The sequence below is a fragment of the Lentzea guizhouensis genome, assembly GCF_001701025.1.
In the GTDB taxonomy this organism is placed as follows: domain Bacteria; phylum Actinomycetota; class Actinomycetes; order Mycobacteriales; family Pseudonocardiaceae; genus Lentzea; species Lentzea guizhouensis.
This window is the reverse complement of sequence record NZ_CP016793.1, coordinates 713,904-729,505: the sequence shown is the minus strand read 5'-3', so window position 1 is coordinate 729,505 and position 15,602 is coordinate 713,904. Positions and strand designations below refer to the sequence as shown.

The 15,602-nt window shown below is 68.0% G+C and carries 22 protein-coding genes and 1 tRNA gene; 16 read left to right on the top strand and 7 right to left on the bottom strand.

The window, feature by feature from the left end:
- The first annotated feature begins 3 nt into the window (after nt 1–3).
- The gene (locus BBK82_RS03795; RefSeq protein WP_065913752.1) at nt 4–522 is read left to right on the top strand and encodes a Scr1 family TA system antitoxin-like transcriptional regulator; all 519 of its coding nucleotides are present in this window, start codon (nt 4–6) and stop codon (nt 520–522) included.
- On the opposite strand, the gene BBK82_RS03790 is transcribed toward BBK82_RS03795, so the two are convergent.
- The gene (locus tag BBK82_RS03790; protein WP_030472123.1) at nt 519–698 is read right to left on the bottom strand and encodes a hypothetical protein; all 180 of its coding nucleotides are present in this window, start codon (nt 696–698) and stop codon (nt 519–521) included. The two genes, BBK82_RS03795 and BBK82_RS03790, sit on opposite strands and share 4 nt — an antisense overlap.
- An 82-nt stretch (nt 699–780) precedes the next feature.
- Here BBK82_RS03790 and BBK82_RS03785 point away from each other — a divergent pair, with 82 nt between their 5' ends.
- Both BBK82_RS03785 and BBK82_RS03780 read left to right on the top strand, forming a co-directional pair.
- Entirely contained in the window at nt 781–1,338 is a 558-nt protein-coding gene (locus BBK82_RS03785) for a carboxymuconolactone decarboxylase family protein (RefSeq protein ID WP_065913751.1), read from the top strand.
- 5 nt (nt 1,339–1,343) lie between these two features.
- Nucleotides 1,344–2,156, top strand: coding sequence for a class I SAM-dependent methyltransferase (locus tag BBK82_RS03780; protein ID WP_237048020.1), 813 nt, complete (start codon nt 1,344–1,346; stop codon nt 2,154–2,156).
- A 20-nt stretch (nt 2,157–2,176) separates the two neighbouring features.
- On the opposite strand, the gene BBK82_RS03775 is transcribed toward BBK82_RS03780, so the two are convergent.
- Both BBK82_RS03775 and BBK82_RS03770 read right to left on the bottom strand, forming a co-directional pair.
- A complete protein-coding gene (locus BBK82_RS03775; RefSeq protein WP_065913750.1) occupies nt 2,177–2,812 on the bottom strand; it encodes a dioxygenase family protein in 636 nt (211 codons plus the stop codon).
- Nucleotides 2,813–2,925: 113 nt separating this feature from the next.
- Nucleotides 2,926–3,801, bottom strand: coding sequence for a sigma-70 family RNA polymerase sigma factor (locus BBK82_RS03770; RefSeq protein WP_237048019.1), 876 nt, complete (start codon nt 3,799–3,801; stop codon nt 2,926–2,928).
- A gap of 49 nt (nt 3,802–3,850) precedes the next feature.
- Between BBK82_RS03770 and dnaG the strand changes: the two genes are divergently transcribed.
- Genes dnaG through BBK82_RS03755 form a run of 3 tightly spaced genes read left to right on the top strand, consistent with a single transcriptional unit; the run spans nt 3,851 to nt 7,013 of the window.
- Nucleotides 3,851–5,737: a DNA primase gene (dnaG, locus tag BBK82_RS03765; RefSeq protein WP_065913749.1), complete on the top strand. Its 1,887-nt coding sequence runs from the start codon at nt 3,851–3,853 to the stop codon at nt 5,735–5,737.
- Nucleotides 5,738–6,232 (top strand): hypothetical protein, encoded by a 495-nt coding sequence (locus tag BBK82_RS03760; RefSeq protein WP_065913748.1) that lies wholly within the window; start codon nt 5,738–5,740, stop codon nt 6,230–6,232. It begins immediately after the preceding gene.
- Nucleotides 6,233–6,272: 40 nt separating this feature from the next.
- Nucleotides 6,273–7,013, top strand: coding sequence for a trans-aconitate 2-methyltransferase (locus tag BBK82_RS03755; RefSeq protein ID WP_065913747.1), 741 nt, complete (start codon nt 6,273–6,275; stop codon nt 7,011–7,013).
- Nucleotides 7,014–7,021: 8 nt separating this feature from the next.
- Here BBK82_RS03755 and BBK82_RS03750 read toward each other — a convergent pair whose 3' ends face one another.
- On the bottom strand, nt 7,022–7,270 hold the full coding sequence (locus tag BBK82_RS03750; protein WP_065913746.1) for a hypothetical protein: 249 nt from the start codon (nt 7,268–7,270) through the stop codon (nt 7,022–7,024).
- 137 nt (nt 7,271–7,407) lie between these two features.
- Here BBK82_RS03750 and BBK82_RS03745 point away from each other — a divergent pair.
- Nucleotides 7,408–7,480: transfer RNA gene (locus tag BBK82_RS03745), tRNA-Asn, on the top strand.
- Nucleotides 7,481–7,547: 67 nt separating this feature from the next.
- Here BBK82_RS03745 and BBK82_RS03740 read toward each other — a convergent pair.
- From BBK82_RS03740 to BBK82_RS03730, 3 genes are all read right to left on the bottom strand, one after another.
- Nucleotides 7,548–8,768, bottom strand: a complete 1,221-nt coding sequence (locus BBK82_RS03740) for a tyrosine-type recombinase/integrase (RefSeq protein ID WP_154697046.1) — start codon at nt 8,766–8,768, stop codon at nt 7,548–7,550.
- Between the two features lie 6 nt (nt 8,769–8,774).
- Nucleotides 8,775–9,188, bottom strand: coding sequence for a hypothetical protein (locus BBK82_RS03735; RefSeq protein WP_065913744.1), 414 nt, complete (start codon nt 9,186–9,188; stop codon nt 8,775–8,777).
- Between the two features lie 224 nt (nt 9,189–9,412).
- Nucleotides 9,413–9,787 (bottom strand): helix-turn-helix domain-containing protein, encoded by a 375-nt coding sequence (locus BBK82_RS03730; RefSeq protein ID WP_065913743.1) that lies wholly within the window; start codon nt 9,785–9,787, stop codon nt 9,413–9,415.
- 263 nt (nt 9,788–10,050) lie between these two features.
- Between BBK82_RS03730 and BBK82_RS03725 the strand changes: the two genes are divergently transcribed.
- The 9 genes from BBK82_RS03725 to BBK82_RS03695 all read left to right on the top strand — a co-directional run bounded on the left by BBK82_RS03725 (nt 10,051) and on the right by BBK82_RS03695 (nt 15,577).
- On the top strand, nt 10,051–10,344 hold the full coding sequence (locus BBK82_RS03725; RefSeq protein WP_065913742.1) for a helix-turn-helix domain-containing protein: 294 nt from the start codon (nt 10,051–10,053) through the stop codon (nt 10,342–10,344).
- Nucleotides 10,341–10,598 (top strand): helix-turn-helix domain-containing protein, encoded by a 258-nt coding sequence (locus BBK82_RS03720; RefSeq protein ID WP_065913741.1) that lies wholly within the window; start codon nt 10,341–10,343, stop codon nt 10,596–10,598. Before BBK82_RS03725 ends, BBK82_RS03720 begins: the two co-directional genes overlap by 4 nt.
- Nucleotides 10,599–10,702: 104 nt before the next feature.
- Nucleotides 10,703–10,879: a hypothetical protein gene (locus tag BBK82_RS49695; RefSeq protein WP_154697045.1), complete on the top strand. Its 177-nt coding sequence runs from the start codon at nt 10,703–10,705 to the stop codon at nt 10,877–10,879.
- Nucleotides 10,876–11,940 carry a YqaJ viral recombinase family nuclease gene (locus BBK82_RS03715; RefSeq protein ID WP_154697044.1) on the top strand — a complete coding sequence of 355 codons (1,065 nt, stop codon included), beginning with the start codon at nt 10,876–10,878 and terminating at the stop codon, nt 11,938–11,940. Before BBK82_RS49695 ends, BBK82_RS03715 begins: the two co-directional genes overlap by 4 nt.
- A gap of 12 nt (nt 11,941–11,952) precedes the next feature.
- Complete coding sequence (locus BBK82_RS03710) at nt 11,953–13,122, top strand: recombinase RecT (protein WP_065913739.1); 1,170 nt, start codon at nt 11,953–11,955, stop codon at nt 13,120–13,122.
- Complete coding sequence (locus BBK82_RS03705) at nt 13,119–13,544, top strand: hypothetical protein (RefSeq protein ID WP_065913738.1); 426 nt, start codon at nt 13,119–13,121, stop codon at nt 13,542–13,544. The genes BBK82_RS03710 and BBK82_RS03705 overlap by 4 nt, the downstream gene beginning before the upstream one ends.
- A 119-nt stretch (nt 13,545–13,663) precedes the next feature.
- Nucleotides 13,664–14,071, top strand: a complete 408-nt coding sequence (locus BBK82_RS03700; RefSeq protein ID WP_065913737.1) for a hypothetical protein — start codon at nt 13,664–13,666, stop codon at nt 14,069–14,071.
- On the top strand, nt 14,068–14,346 hold the full coding sequence (locus BBK82_RS49690) for a hypothetical protein (protein ID WP_154697042.1): 279 nt from the start codon (nt 14,068–14,070) through the stop codon (nt 14,344–14,346). Before BBK82_RS03700 ends, BBK82_RS49690 begins: the two co-directional genes overlap by 4 nt.
- Nucleotides 14,347–14,380: 34 nt before the next feature.
- Nucleotides 14,381–15,577 (top strand): helix-turn-helix domain-containing protein, encoded by a 1,197-nt coding sequence (locus BBK82_RS03695; RefSeq protein ID WP_065913736.1) that lies wholly within the window; start codon nt 14,381–14,383, stop codon nt 15,575–15,577.
- Nucleotides 15,578–15,602: the final 25 nt, after the last annotated feature.

Below are 15,602 nucleotides of genomic sequence, written 5' to 3'. Positions count from 1 at the left end.
CGCATGACCCAGCACGGAGCCGGCGAGCAGTACGTCGTGCTCGCCGCGGCGGGCGCCACGCGGATCACCTGCTTCAGCGGCGTCACCATCCCGGTCCTGCTGCGCACCGAGTGCTACTCGAAGGCACTGGCGGCGGCGCTCGGGCTCGCGCCGACGCCGGAGCTGCTGTGCGACGGCGTGTTGCCGCACTGCGTGTTCTTCATCCACGAGTACGCGCTGCGCACCGTCGTCGGCGGCGACCGGGTGATGGAGGACCAGGTCCTGCACCTGCTGTTCCACGCACCGTCCATCCGGATCGTGCCGGAGAGCGCGGGCGGGGCGGCGGCGGTCGGAGCCGACGTGGCGCTCATCCAGTACGCCTACGAACCACCGCTCGTCTACCTGGCGAACTGGGTCGTGGTCAGCGACACCGAGACCGTCGAACGGTGCGTGCGCGCCTTCATCCGGCTGCACGACGTCGCCTTCGACAACGAACGGTCGCGCGACGTGCTGATGGAGTACGTGGCCGTCTACGACCGCTAGTTCGGGGTGTTGCGCCGCAGGAAGAGCCGCATGCCGTCCTCTCCTGGCAGCGCGCACAGCAGCAGGCGCACGTTCTGGTGACGCACCGGCACCGCACACGAGTCGCCCGCCAGCAGCGTTCCCGCCAGCAATCCGGCCGACTCGTGGTCGATGTCCAACACGAAGTCGTTGCTCATGCGAGGACCCTATGAGCTGCCAGGTCGGCTACCCAGTCACCCAAAGGTGTCACGTTCCGGCGGGCTGCCCCGTCCACTGGTCATGACGAGGATCAACGGGATCACGAAGAAGGACGCCGGCCCGCTGCTCAAGGCCGTGTACTGGTTCGCCCGCCGCCGGTTCGGCGCGGTGCCGGAGCCGTTCACGGTCATGGCGCACCACCCGAAGCTGATGATGGCGAGCGGGCGGCACGAGCTCGCCGTCAAGAAGGCCGCCCACCAGCCGTTGTTCGAGCTCTGCGTCTACCGGGTCGCGGTCGGCCTGGGCTGCTCGTGGTGCGTGGACTTCGGCGCGATGCTGATGAAGCACGACGGCCTCGACATCGAACGGCTCAAGCACATCGACTCCTACGCCACCTCGGAGCTCTACACCGACCTCGAACGCAGGGCGCTCGCCTACGCCGACGCGATGACCGCCACGCCGGTCACGGTCACCGACGCGCAGGTCACCGAGCTGGAGGACCTGCTGGGACGCAAGGAGCTCGTCGCGCTGACCTACCAGATCGCGCTGGAGAACCAGCGGGCCCGGTTCAACAGCGCGTTCGACATCAAGGACCAGGGGTTCACCAGCGGCGACGCTTGCCGCGTACCGGCAAACTAGGTCTCGTGGAGAAGATCACGCTCACCGGAGCGCAGGAGACCATGCTCGCCACGCTGTACGGCAGGGCGCTGGACAGCGGGCGAGCGGGTTCGGTGCTGCACGACGTGGAGGCCCGCCGCGCGGTCGACCGGATCGACTACGACTTCGCCAGGACCGGCATGACCACCACGACCGCGGTCGGCGTCGCGATCAGGGCGAAGGTGCTCGACGACTGGACCGCGGACTTCATCCGCCGCACGCCGTCGTGCACCGTGCTGCACCTCGCGTGCGGTCTCGACACGCGCGTGCACCGGCTGCAACGCCCGGACACCGTGCGATGGGTCGACGTCGACCTGCCGGACGTGGTGGCGTTGCGGCACAAGCTCCTGCCGGTGCCGGACGGCGAGTACCGGCTCGTCGCGTCGTCGGTCACCGACGACGAGTGGCTCGACGCGGTGTCGCCCGCGCGGCCGGTCGTGGCCGTGTTCGAGGGGCTGTCGATGTACCTCACGCAGGCCGAGGGGCATTCGTTGATCAGGCGCATCACCTCCCGGTTCGAGAGCGGCGAGCTGCTGTTCGACGTCTACGGGTCGTGGGGCATCAAGATGCAGAAGCTCGTTCCGGCCGTGCGCAACGCCGGAGCGACGCTGCACTGGGGCGTCGACGATCCGCGCGAGGTCGAGGCGCTGCACCCCGGACTGACCACAGTGGACGCCTGGCGCAGCGTGGACCTGCCGCACCTGGACGCGTTGCCCAGGTCCGGCAGGATCCAGATGAGACTCGTCAGCGCGATCCCGAAGCTGCGCGACGTCGGGAAGCTGCTGCGACTGCGGTGGTAGCTACGGGTGCGGCCACATGACTAGCTCTCGATGACGAAGTCGAACTTGGCGGTGTAGCGGTTGCCGACGAGCGGCCCGAGCGCGACCGTGCACTCGCGGTCGAGGTAGGCGTCGCGCCGGTTCAGGTAGGCCACGTTCATCCCGTACGCCCGCAGGTTGTCCGGGAAGAACAGCTGCGTGGTGAGGATGGGGCCGTTGCGCGCCTGCACCTTCACGTGGATGTGCGGGGTGCGTCCCGGGTAGTCCTTCGGGATGATCGTCTCCAGCGTGTAGGCGCCGGTGGCGGCCGAGAACTGGTGCCCGCGCATCTTGAACGTCGTGTTGTCGTACACGCCGCGGTCGTCGGCCTGCCAGAAGTCCAGCAGGGCGTTCTGGATCGGCGCGCACTTCATCGTGTAGACGAACCCGGTGAGGCTCAGCACGATCCCGGTCACGCCGGGCGTGCGCAGGTTCGTGCGCTGCGGGGAGTTGCGCTTGAAGTAGGGACCCTCGATGTTCGACGGGGTGTCGTCGTCATCGACGCAGGTCGGGGTCAGGGGGAGTGGGGCGCTGCGAGCCGTGGTGGTGCCGGCGGCCGTCAGCGCGACCACGGCGGCCGCACTGGTCGCGGTCGCCAGGAACGCCCGTCGGGTGGGGACGTTGTCTTGTTCGGGCATGTCTCGGACTCCGGTGGTTGCAACCCGCGGCAGGGGGCTTGGGCTGGCCAACTCGTCCGAACGTAAGCGACGAAACGATCCCGGGACCAGTTACGGTCTAGACCAAAACCCGGCTAGAAGGCGACGTGCCCGAGCTTGTCCGGGTTCGCGAAGTCGTACACGGCGTGCACCTTGCCGTCGTGCACGGCCATGGTGATCACGCGCTGGGCCGCCTCGCCCGTCCTGGCCATGACCACGCCCAGGTCGCCGTTGACGAGCGTCGGGCGGAGCACCGGCATGCCGGTCTCGTCGAAGCCGTACTTGCGCATGAGGCCGAAGAAGAAGCGGGCGATCTTCTCCGCGCCCGTGACCGTGTGGACCGCCGTGCGCGCCTTGCCACCACCGTCGCCGACCATCACCGCCTCCGGGTGCAGCAGCCCCAGCACGGCCTCGACGTCACCGCTCGACATGGCCCGGAGGAACTTCTCCAGCACCTCCTGCTGCTCGGCGAGCGCCGCGCGGGGAGGGGGTTCGGCACCGGCCACGGCCTTGCGCGCACGGGAGGCGTGCTGGCGTGCGGCGGCTTCTGAGACACCGAGCACATCGGCGATCTCGCCGAACGGCATGGAGAACGCGTCGTGCAGCACGAACGCCACGCGCTGGTCGGGGGTGAGCCGGTCGAGCACCACGAGCGCGGCCATGCGCACGCCGTCCGCCCGCACGACCGCGGCCAGCGGGTCGTCGTCCTCACCGGTCGTGAGCAGCGGTTCCGGCAGCCACGAGCCCACGTAGGTCTCCCGGCGCACGGCGGCGGAGCGCAGCCGGTCCAGGCAGATGCGGCTCACCACGGTCGTGAGCCAGCCGCGCGCGTCCTCGATCCCGGTGGCCTTCGCGAACCGCGGCCACGCCTCCTGCACGGCGTCCTCGGCGTCCGCGACGCTGCCGGTCAGCCGGTAGGCGACACCGATCAGGTGCGCGCGGTGCAGTCCGAAGACGTCGGCCGTGGTCACGAGACGCAGTCTGCCACTCCCGGATTTCGGCAAGCCGTAGACTCGGGGTGTGGCAGGACGCATCAGGGAAAGCGACATCGCATTGGTGCGTGAACGCAGCCGCATCGACGAGGTCGTCGGTGACCAGGTCTCGCTCAAGCGGGCCGGTGGGGGAGCGTTGAAGGGCCTGTGCCCCTTCCACGACGAGAAGACGCCGTCGTTCAACGTGCGCCCGTCGCACGGCACGTTCCACTGCTTCGGCTGCGGCGAGGGCGGCGACGTGATCGCCTTCGTGATGAAGGTCGAGCACCTGTCGTTCGTGGAGGCCGTCGAGCGGCTGGCCGACCGGGCGGGCATCCAGCTCACCTACGAGGGCGGCGGCAACACGATCCAGCGCGACCGCGGCACGCGCAGCAGGCTCATCGAGGCGCACAAGGCGGCCGCCGAGTACTACGCCGAGCAGCTCGCGACACCGGACGCCCAGCCCGCGCGCGAGTTCCTCGCCGAACGCGGGTTCGACGAGGCCGCGGCACGCCAGTTCGGCTGCGGGTTCGCCCCCGGAGGCTGGGACAAGCTCACGAAGTACCTGCTCGGCCGCGGGTTCGAGCTCGCGGAGCTGATCAAGTCGCAGCTGGTCAAGGAGGGTCGCCAGGGCCCGATCGACCGGTTCCATCGGCGGTTGCTGTGGCCGATCAAGGACATCGGCGGCGAGGTCGTCGGCTTCGGCGCCCGGCGGATCTTCGACGACGACCCGATCCAGGCGAAGTACCTGAACACCAGCGAGTCGATGATCTACAAGAAGTCGCAGGTGCTGTTCGGCCTCGATCAGGCCAAGCGGGAGATCGCCAAGCGCAAGCAGGCCGTGATCGTCGAGGGCTACACCGACGTGATGGCCATGCACCTGGCCGGAGTGCCGACCGCGGTCGCCTCGTGCGGCACGGCGTTCGGCACCGACCACATGAACGTGCTGCGCAGGCTGCTGATCGACGACGACGTGAACGGCGAGGTGATCTTCACCTTCGACGGCGACGAGGCGGGCCAGAAGGCGGCGCTGAAGGCGTTCGAGGGCGAGCAGCAGTTCTCCGCGCAGACCTACATCGCGGTCGCACCCGACGGCATGGACCCGTGCGAGCTGCGGCAGGCCAAGGGCGACGTGGCCGTGCGCGACCTGGTGGCCCGCCGCACGCCGTTGATCGAGTTCGCCATCAAGGCCCAGCTGCGCTCCTACGACCTCGACTCGGTCGACGGCCGCGTGGAGGCGCTGAAGAAGATGGTGCCGTTCGTCGCGCAGATCAAGGACCGCGCCAAGCGCGACGGCTACGCCACCCGCCTGGCCTGGTGGGTGGGCTGGGACGACGAGGCGATGGTCGTGCGCCGCGTGCGCCAGGTGGCCGGCGGCAAGGCTCCCGTGGCCGCACCGCGCGCGGACCCGAACCAGATGGCGCTGTCCGTGGACGTCGACGGCCCGGCCCGCCCGAACCCGCGCGACCCGCGCCTGGTGCCCGAACGCGAGGTGCTGAAGGTCGCACTGCGCCTGCCCGAGTATGCGGGCCCGCTGTACGACTCGCTGCCCGACGAGGCGTTCACCGACCCGGCCTACGTGGCTTTGCACCGGGCGATCCGGGCCGCTGGCGGAGCGTCGTGCGGCCTCGGCGGCACCGCGTACCTGGACGCGATCTCGCAGAACTGCTCGCACGCCTCGGTGCGCTCGGTGCTGACCGAGCTGGCCGTGGAACCTTTGGCGGTCAAGCAGGACGACGAGTTCCGCTACGTGTCGATGGTGATCGCGCGCCTGCAGGAGGTGCAGGTGGGCAAGCAGATCGAGGACGTGAAGTCGCGGCTGCGGCGCCTGTCGCCGATCAAGGACGCGGACGAGTACCGGGCGCTGTGGGGCGACCTGGTGGCGCTGGAGGAGTACCGCAAGGCGCTGCTGCAGCAGAGTGCCGGGGTGCTGTAGATGGGGCTGTGGAACAGGCTGTTCGGCTCGGGTGCGCCGGACGGGTTCACCGGGTCGCTGGAGCCGGACGAGACCGTGGTGGCGTGGGCTTCCGTCGGTGGCGGCGGGCACCTCGTGGTGACGTCACTGGGACTGTGGGTGCCGGGACCGCGGCGGATCGGGTGGCACCTGGTCAGCAAGGTGAAGTGGGAGGGCGCCCTGCGGGTCGTCGAGGCGCGCGAGGCGGGCGTCGTCGAGTCCGTGGTGCTGCTGGAGGACCTTGCGCCGCAACGGTTCGCGTTGGAGGAGCCCGGCCGGGTGATGCGGGCGATCTCGCAGCGGGTGGAGGGGGCGATCCGGCACCGGGAGCGCGTCGATCCGCCCGGCGTGTGGATCGTGCAGCGGAAGGTGCCGGGGCGGGACGGCTCGGTGTGGCAGGCGCGCGGGGATGCCGGGGTGGACGAGGCGGCGGTGCGTGCTGCCGTGACGTCGTTCCTGGAGAAGCTGCCGCGCTGACTCACTGGCGCGCTAGCAGTACGCGTGTACTGTTAGTCGTATGTGGGATCCGGCGCAGTACCTGGCCTTCGCCGATCACCGGGCGCGGCCGTTCTACGAGCTCCTGGCACGCGTGCGAGCGGACTCTCCGCGCCGCGTGGTCGACGTCGGGTGCGGACCCGGCAACCTGACCGTGTCGCTGCGCGAGCGGTGGCCCGGCGCGGCGATCGAGGCGTTCGACTCGTCGGCGGAGATGGTCGAGGCCGCGCGCGAGGCAGGGGTGGACGCGCGGGTGGGCGACGTCACGACGTGGGAACCGCCGGCCGACACCGATGTCGTGGTGTCCAACGCGGTGCTGCAGTGGGTGCCGGAACACCCCTCGATCGTGCGAAGGTGGGTGTCACGGCTGCCTGGCGGAGCGTGGCTCGCGTTCCAGGTGCCCGGCAACTACGGCGACCCCTCGCACCGGCTGATCCGCGAGGTGGCGGGGGAGCGGCTGGCGCACGTGTTCCGGGCGGAGAAGCCGGTGCTCCACCCGGTGGAGTACGCGGAGCTGCTGGCCGGCTGTTCCTCTGTGGACGTGTGGGAGACCACGTACGTGCAGCGGCTGTCCGGGCCCGATCCGGTGCTGGAGTGGGTGTCCGGCACGGCGTTGCGGCCGGTGCGGGCTGCTCTGTCCTCAGCGGACTGGGACGCCTACGTCGCCGAGCTCGCGCCGCGGCTGCGCGAGGCGTACCCCGAGCGAGCCGACGGCACGACCTGGTTCCCGTTCAGGCGGATCTTCGTGGTCGCGCAGGTGTGACGACCGTCTCAGGTGACCGGCTGCCCGTTGCGCCAGGGGGACTTCTCCTTGGCGAAGTGGGCGGCCTCGGTCGACTTCTCCTTGGCGATGTGAGCGGCTTCGAACGCCTTCTCCTTGGCCGTACCTGCGGCTTTGCGCACGGTCGGGCTTTCGGTGAGCCGGTGCCAGACGCGCACGATCTGGTCGTAGCGCTCCCGCCCGGCCTTCGCGCCGAGCACGTAGCCGACGGCCGCTCCGAGCAAGATGGCCTTCATCATCCGCGTTCCCTCCGCATCGTGCCTGGTCAAGTGCTCTGTCTGGGCTAAACGGGGGGTGCGTGCAGAACCCGTTTTGAGCCTCATGTAGAGTTACCCACTGTCAGGAGGAACCAAGCCTGACAGACACAACAGAACATTCCCCCATAGCTCAATTGGCAGAGCATGCGACTGTTAATCGCAGGGTTACTGGTTCGAGTCCAGTTGGGGGAGCCGAAGCCCCAGGTCAGATGGCCTGGGGCTTCCTGCTTCTCGGCCCCTCGCAGCCGCCGGTCTGCACTTAGTCTGCACTTTCGGCTGATGGCTCGAACGCCGCCTGCAGGGCCGCCGCCGCAGCCTGAGACCCAAGCGCCCGCGGGATGTAGTGCTGCCGCGCCACCCGCACGGTGTTCCCGAGCTCCTCGGCGATCTGCTCGTCGGTGAAGCCCGCCTCCTTCAAGATCAGCGCGTAGGTCTTCCGCCACACGTGAGACGTGACCCACTCGTAACCGCACGCGTCGAGCGCCTCACGCAGGCGATGGTGAAGCGTGCTCGGGTCGAGCAGGCCGCCGGCCCAGGACGCGAAGACCACGCCACCACCCGACGCCAGTTTCCGTCGGCGCCACATCGGTATCGACCAGTCCGGGATGAACTTCACGATCGGCGGCAGACCCCCCTTGCGGCCGGGCTGCCGCACGAGCCCTTTGCCGCTGACGCGATCGATGTGATGAGCGATCAGCACCTTCTTCTCGGCGGGGAACACCTCGTCACCATGAACGCACATGATCTCGCCGATGCGAACCCCGGTCACCAACATTGCTTCCGCAAGGTCGGGAAGATCGAGCCAGACCTTTCCGCGCTCGCCGAGTGAACGGTTCATCGAATCGAACTGCTTCTTCTCGCCGAACTCCCGCAAGGCGTTAAGCATGTCCGTCCGCTGAGCGGCGTTCATCGCCAGGATTTCCTTGTGATCGTCCAACGTCTTCTTCATCTGCTTCGCGGATCGCACAGGGTTGTGCTCGATCAGCTTGTGCTTGATCGCGAACGTGCAGATCATCGAAAGAACGGTTCGGCACGCCTGCGCACTGTCAAGGCTCTTCTCTCGGCGAACTGCCTTGATGAATCCCTCGCAGGCGCCCACCGATACCTCGCCATTTCCGAACACGAGGTTTCCGAGCCTTGGGATAACCCAGTTGTTCGTCCAGCTTGAGTAGTTGCGCAGAGTCCCTGAGGCGACGTCGCCAGCGGCCGAATCCTCACGCAGTTCCTGCAGCCACGCCTCGGCAACCTTCTTGAGCCGGCTGTGGCGGTCAAGCGTGGCGGAGCCGAAGGTGCTGACGATCTCGGCCAGAGCCTTCTTGAGGTTGTCCTCGGCGTCGGACTTCGAGGTGCCGATCCGCTGCATTGGTTTCAGCCGGCCGTCGACGTCCCGGTACCTGGCGTATGCCTGCCACTTCTTGGGGCCGATTAGCGTGATCGTGATCTTTCCCCAGGTGCCGATCGGCCTCGGTCTTCTTCCCATGCTGGCTCATCCCCAGATCTGGTCGTCGCGGTCCGCGATGGCAAGTCGGATCCCCAACAGCACGGTCTCGAGGTCGACGCCGAGGGCGCGGGCGAGCGTCTCGGGTTCGACGCCGGCATCGAGGAGCGGGAGCACTGGGTGCACCGCAAGCCGGGCGGCGGTTTCGCGGATGGTGGTCGCTTCGCGCACTGGATCCGAGGCGTGGGCGGCGCCGCGGTGAAGGCTCACGGTCGCCCGCATGAGTGCGCTCGCGAACTCCGGTGCGGATGCGGTGCGGCTGATCGTGACGATGTTGTTGGTGTGCTGGACGATACCCACTTCGCCGTTTGGAGTGGAACCTCTTCGGAAGATCACCGCGGGCACGGTCCCCAGAAGTCGGTGCAGGAGCGAGTGGTAGGTCGTGGTGGTGTCGGCGGCCATGAAGACACCTTCGTCTTCGGTGGCATGGAATAGCCCGTCCTCGCAGACTCTACTGCCGAGTAACCACACATTCGGGGTAAATCCAAAAAACTTCGTCACTGATCGCTAGGCCAACTGGGTTACGCAATTTTGCGTATGTGTGGGCCGTTAGTGTCCAAAGGTTGCGCTTGGTGGCCGCCAGTTGGTGCACGTGTCCGATCATCACTCGATCGTGCTGAGTGCGTTCAGACGTGCGTCACACCCTGCGAATCGTCGGTGTTCTCCTGATCCGCCGGTGGATCGAGCCGACCTGACGAAGCCAAGATCTGTCGGCCTACAGCGATGACGACGCGTCGCTCCCCTGGGGTCAGCTGATCAAACTCTCTTGGAACTTCGAACGGGCGTTCGATCGACAGGCCGGCGAGCTTGCGTAGCTTCATCAGGTCGGCACCGGGCAATCTCGCAGCGACGCGCTCAAGGGTCGCGTCCGAAGTGCCACCATGCCCTTTTGTTAGACGGCGGGCGGCTTCGACGCTGATGCCGACGAGGTCAGCCAGTTGGCGCAGCGACATGCCCTTGTCGACGCTGAGACTTGAGACGTACTCGCTGAGTGCGCTCACTGCCGCCCATCCTCCTGCTCGTATCCGCCGTTCGTGTGAGGCCCCCGTTGCCTGCACATGTGAGACGGCCGCTGTCAGTGTCTCGCATCTCGCGACAATTTGGGACCACGGCTATGCCTTGAATCCGTGCAGGTGGACCGAACGGTCCAGGGCTGGCTGATGATCGTCGTAACCATCTCGTGTCTCGTTAACTGTTGCGAGACGCGAGACCGCTATCTAGTCTCGGTTGCGCAGTCCCGCATCGAAGGAAAGGAGACCACCCCGTGCCGCAGATCGCCGCCAGTGACGGTCTTGAACTCATCGCATCGGAGGCGCTCGCGAAGTACATGCGGCGCCGCGGTGAGTCGGTTCGCTCGCTGGCGATCAAGGTCAACGCCAGTCGCGCGATGATCGGCCGACTCCGCTCGGGTCGGCAGGTGCGGTGTCGTGCCGATGTCGCCCGGGTGATCGAGAAGGAGCTTTCCCTGCAGGAAGGCCAGCTCTTTGTTGCGCCCATCGTGTCTCGCGTCTCGCCGAAAGACGCGAGTGACGAGACGGTGGAGGTGCCTGCCGCATGAGCGTTTCCAAGCGCCGCAAGGACGCGGCATCGACCGGTGAGGTCGAGCTGAAGTTCTACACGGTCGACCAGGCCGCCGAAGCCCTGCAGCTCAACTACTACACCGTCATCCGCCTCATCAGCGACGGCGAGATCGCTGCCGTCAAGTGGGGCAAGGAGTGGCGCATCCCCGTGGCCGAGATCGACGCGTTCATCGCGGACCTCATGAAGCAGTCGGCCGCCGTGCGCGCAGAGAAGGCGGACGCCGCCGCATGACCCAAGCGCTGTAGCCCGGCGCTGTTCAACGACGGGCCGCCCGCACCACCCCGGCTGCAACCCGGAGCGATGGGACGGCCCTGACACAGGAGGAGAGATCTCCCGTGCACGACAACCAGAATCCCACACCGGAAAGTGACCCTACGCCCACGCCTGGTCGCCACCGGCCCAGCCCCGACACCACTCACGTCGGCTGTTTCATCAAGGTGTACCCGTTCAAAGCCGGCCTGCGCGTGCACACCCCGCACGACGGCAGCCAGAACCGCGCGGTCGCGTCGTGACGCAAACTTTGCATCCTGCGGGGACCGCAGTCGACGGCATCGACCCGGCCGACGCGGTCCAGATCCTGCCGCACGGCGCGGAGAAGCAACTGTGGCTCGCGATGCGCCGCACCGGCATCGGCGGCTCGGACGTGTCCGCGCTCGTCGGGATGAGCAGGTGGGAAGCGCCGATCGAGCTGTGGGAGGACAAGACCGGCCGCGTCCCGCTCGTCGACGGCTACCTGTCCGAAGAAGCCGAGATGGGTGTCCTGCTGGAGCCCGTCGTCCGCGACCGGTTCGCCCGCGTGCACCACGTCGACGTCCGGCTCGCTGGCATGTTCCGCTCAACGCGGTATCCGTGGATGCTCGCGAACCCCGACGGGCTGGTCGTCACCAGCAGCGGGCTGGAGGGCTACGAGGGCAAGACGTGTGGACCGTGGCAGGCCCACGAGTGGGGTACCGCTGACGAGCCGCTCGTCGCCGACCACGCCGAGCTGCAGGCCCACTGGGGCATGGCGGTCACCGGCCTCCCTGGCTGGTGGGTCGCCTGCCTCGTCGCCGGACAGCGCAACGTCTACCGGTACGTCGCCCGAGACGACGACATCGTCGCCGACCTCGTCGACATCTCTCGGCACTGGTGGACCACCTACGTCGAGGGCGACGTCGAGCCACCGGCCGACGGCAGCGACGCGTTCACCGCGTACATCAGCAAGCGGTACCGGGTCTCCTCCCCTGGCGCGGTCGTCGAGGTGGACGCCGAGGAGTTCGCCGAGCTGGGGCGCGCGCGGCAGAAGCTCGACCAAGGCGAGAAGGACGCCAAGCGCGACCACAACACGCTGAAGAACCGCGTGCGGCGACGCCTCGGCGAGGCCGAGGAACTGCGCTGCGGCGACAAGGTGCTCGCCACCTGGAAGCCCACGCGCAAGTTCAAGTACGCCGAGTTCGCGAAGGAACAGCCCGAACTCGCGGCCAAGTACCGCATCACCACCACCGTCGAGACCACCGACGTCGACCGGCTCGCCGTCGAGCAGCCGGACATCTACGCCGCCTACCGCAGCCGAGTGCTGCAGTTCAACGTCTAGGGGACCGTCCACATGGGAAAGAACGTTGGCGCGCGACTGAACGAGCGCGCGCAGCAGATCAAGACGACCAGCACCGACGTCGCGGTGCGCGAGCCGGGCGAGGTGCAGCAGCAGCCGCAGACGCTCACGCAGTTCATCCGCTCGATGGAGGGCCAGTTCGCTGCGGCCATGCCGAAGGGAGCCGAGGCGACGCAGCTGATCCGCGACGCGCTCACTGCGGTGCGAACGACGAAGGACCTCGACCAGTGCGACCACCTCACCGTGATCGGTGCCCTGATGACCTGCGCCCAGCTCGGTCTCCGGCCCAACGTGCCCAGCCTCGGGCACTGCTGGCTGCTGCCGTTCAAGAAGCGAGTCGTGGTTGGCCAGGACGAGAAGGGAGCTGACGTCTGGGGGAACTCCTGGAACGCCCAGCTGATCATGGGATACCAGGGCTATCGCGAGCTCGCGCAGCGATCCGGGCAGATCGCGAGCGTCGTCGGGCGCGTCGTGTACGAGAACGACCACTACGACGTCGAGTACGGACTCAACGAGAGGCTGGAGCACAAGCCGGCGCGAGGACGACGCGGTGAGGCAACCGACTACTACGCCATCGTCCGCTACACGAACGGCGGCTACACCTTCTGGAGCCTGTCCAAGGAGGAAGCGGAGGACCACCGCGACAAGTACGCGATGGCCCGCAAGTACGACAAGGCTCTGAAGAAGAAGGTCATCGTCGGCCCTTGGGTTGACGAGTTCGACACGATGTCGGTCAAGACGGCCTTCCTAAAGCTGTCCAAGTGGATGCCCAAGACCCCGGAACTCGCGGCCGCGATCGCCGCAGACGGCAGCGTCCGGGTCGACTTGGCCCCGAACCTCGACGCCATCCACCACGCCGAGCGCCCCGAGGCTGACTCGGTCGTCCTGGAGGGCGCCGAAGGGCAGGTCGCGACCGGCGGGGACACCGTCGAGGGCGAGATCGTCAACGAGAACCCGATGCTCAAGAAGTACAGCCCACACATGGACGGCCACGGCAAGGCGATGGCGTGGGACCCCGAGTGCGGGGACTGCCAGGGGGACGTGGCCGGGCGACAGCACTACGAAACGCACAGCACCGACGAGCCGAGCTGCTACTACTGCCAGCAGGAGGCCCGCTGGCTGCGCGACAACAGCACGGGTTCCGCCAGCGGAGCGACGTCGTGATCGGCGTCATCGCCCTCAACGCCGGAGCGAATGGCGTCGGCGAGCGTGTGATCACCTGGTGCTGCGGCGCGCACCGAGCGGAGTCCTGCTGCGAGGGCACCCTCTGCGTCCCGTGCTGCCCACAGTGCCCGACGTGTCCCGTCGTTCGGCGGCGTACCCCGGAGGAACGCGCCGTCGACGCGGCCGAGGTCCGCGAGCGTCAGATGTTCGTGCGGGTGGCTGCTCACCGCGCCGAGCTGATGACGATCGTTGCGGGGATCAACGACATCGTCGCCGAGTTGGAGCGGCACACCAGCCAGCTCATCGACATCGCGGCGATTGCGGACGAGGCCGGCGGCGTCCAGGCCGACCTCGATGTGCTGGCCGCCGGGGTAAGCCGGTTCGCGAAGCTGGACCTGGACCCGCCGAGTTGGCCGTCATGAACCGCGGCGGCCCGCTGGAGCGGCGAACCTGGCTGGAGCGGCGCGCCCCGCTCCAGCCGGGCGGGCCCCTCGTTCGACGCACCCCGCTGAAGGCGCAGCGTCCACGGCCAGCGTCCCACGTGGCCGTGGACCTCGCCGCAGTCGATGAGCTTGACCCGGATCTGTTGATCGGCCGGGAGATCGCGCGGCCGCTCGCCCGTGGTCGGCTCGATGGCTGGTGTGAGGTGCAGTCCCCGTGGTGCCAGCGAAGGGGGCGGGAGTTCAGCCACCGTCGCCACGCGAGCCAGGGCGGCCTGTGGGTCGCCGAGAACGGCCTGTGGGCGTGCGGGCACGGCAACCTCGACGGCTGCCACGGCTGGATTCACCAGCATCCGGACGACGCCAAGGACAACGGCTGGATCGTGCCGTGGCCCAACGATCCGGCGACGGTGTCCACGCTCATCCACACGGCGAATTACGGGCACGCGCGGGTGTTCCTCGACCGCAGCGGCGGAGTGCGGCTCGATCAGGTTGGTGACGCGGCATGACCGGTAGACGGCGATCGCTGCCATCGGCGCTGGCATTGGGACGTCCTCGCGCTTCGCAGTGGATCTGGGAAGCGTGCGTCGAAGGCCGCGAGCCTGCGGAGTCGTTGCCCACCAAGGACCGCGAGGACCTCGTCTACCACCTCATTCACGACAAGAAGTGGACCGACCTCCAGGTTGCTGTTCACACCTGCATGACGACGGCAACCACGGTTCGCATTCGCGAGCGGCTCGGCCTGGCGCCGAACCACAGCACCACCAATACCGCCGCGGCTTGACCGCGCCTCCCCTCAAGCACCTGGAGGCCACTACATGACCTGGCAGCTCGTCGAGGAAGTCCTCGACCACGCGCCGGCTGATCTCACGCCAGCCGAGACGCTGCTGCTCGTCGTGATCGCCGAGTACTGCGGCGCAGACCCGCGGCTTGATGCCCGCGAGTGCGACTGCTCCACGGCGGACTTGGCCCGGCGCATGAAGCTGAAGATCAACGGCGTTCAAGAGGTGCTGCGCCGTTTGGCCAAGGAGCGCAAGCTCGACGTCCGCGTGCCTCTCGGTGAGGACAAGAACGGCAGCCCCGTTTACGCGTTCCGAGGACGTGTGCCTCGGTACAGGATGCCGGAATTTCCGGCCCCAGAAGGGTGTCCCTGCCGCACCTGCAAACTGCCGAACAAAGGGCCCGCTGCGACCGACCCTTCCACGCCCGAAGGGTCGTCCGTCAACAGTCCTTTCACTGCGGAAGGGTCGGTTTCCGCCACCCCTTCCGCTGAAGAAGGGTCGGTGCTGACCGTGGAAGGGTCGGTCACCACCACCGAAGGGTCGGTGCTGACCACCGAAGGGTCGGTCAGCACCGACCCCCTTCCCTCTTCCGTCCTCCCGACCGTAAGGGAGGGAGGGAGGACGGAAGAGGAGACCGCGGCTCGGCTGGCCGAGCCAGCCGCGGTCGAGCACAAGCGCGCGAATCCCAGCGAACACGACCTCGCCGAAGCACTTGCGCTGATCGCCGCGCTGCCGTGGCCTGACGGGCAACGACCGAATCGTGCCAAGGCGAACGAACTGGCCGTACTCGTCCACGCGGCGGTGATCGAGCACGGCCAGACTCTCGCCGAGCTCGACGTTCACCTGCGAGGCCGGCTCCGGCAAGCCACTCGCAACGCGGCCAGCTACCTTGCCCGCGCCATCGCGCCCGACGAGCTGCCGATTCCCTCACCAGCACCAACCCCGCCGGGCACGAGCACGCCGCAACGACCGAGGGCGGTCATCAACGAGGCCAGCCCACGTGACCCACGGGCCGTGCCGCCGCCAGCAACCGAGCAGGCACGCGCAGTCGCCGTCGAGGGGTTCCGCCGAAGGCGTCCTGCGGCCACCACCTCGGCGCAGTTGCGCGCCCAGTCGGAGGGGCGCGAACTGCTCACCCCCGAGCAGGAACAGCAGCGGCGGAACCAGCTGCTGGCCTCCCTGCAAGCCGCTCATCCAGAGATCAGCACCGAGGTGATCCCCAGTGCTTCCTGACCGCCGCACCGCACCTCGCCGCCGA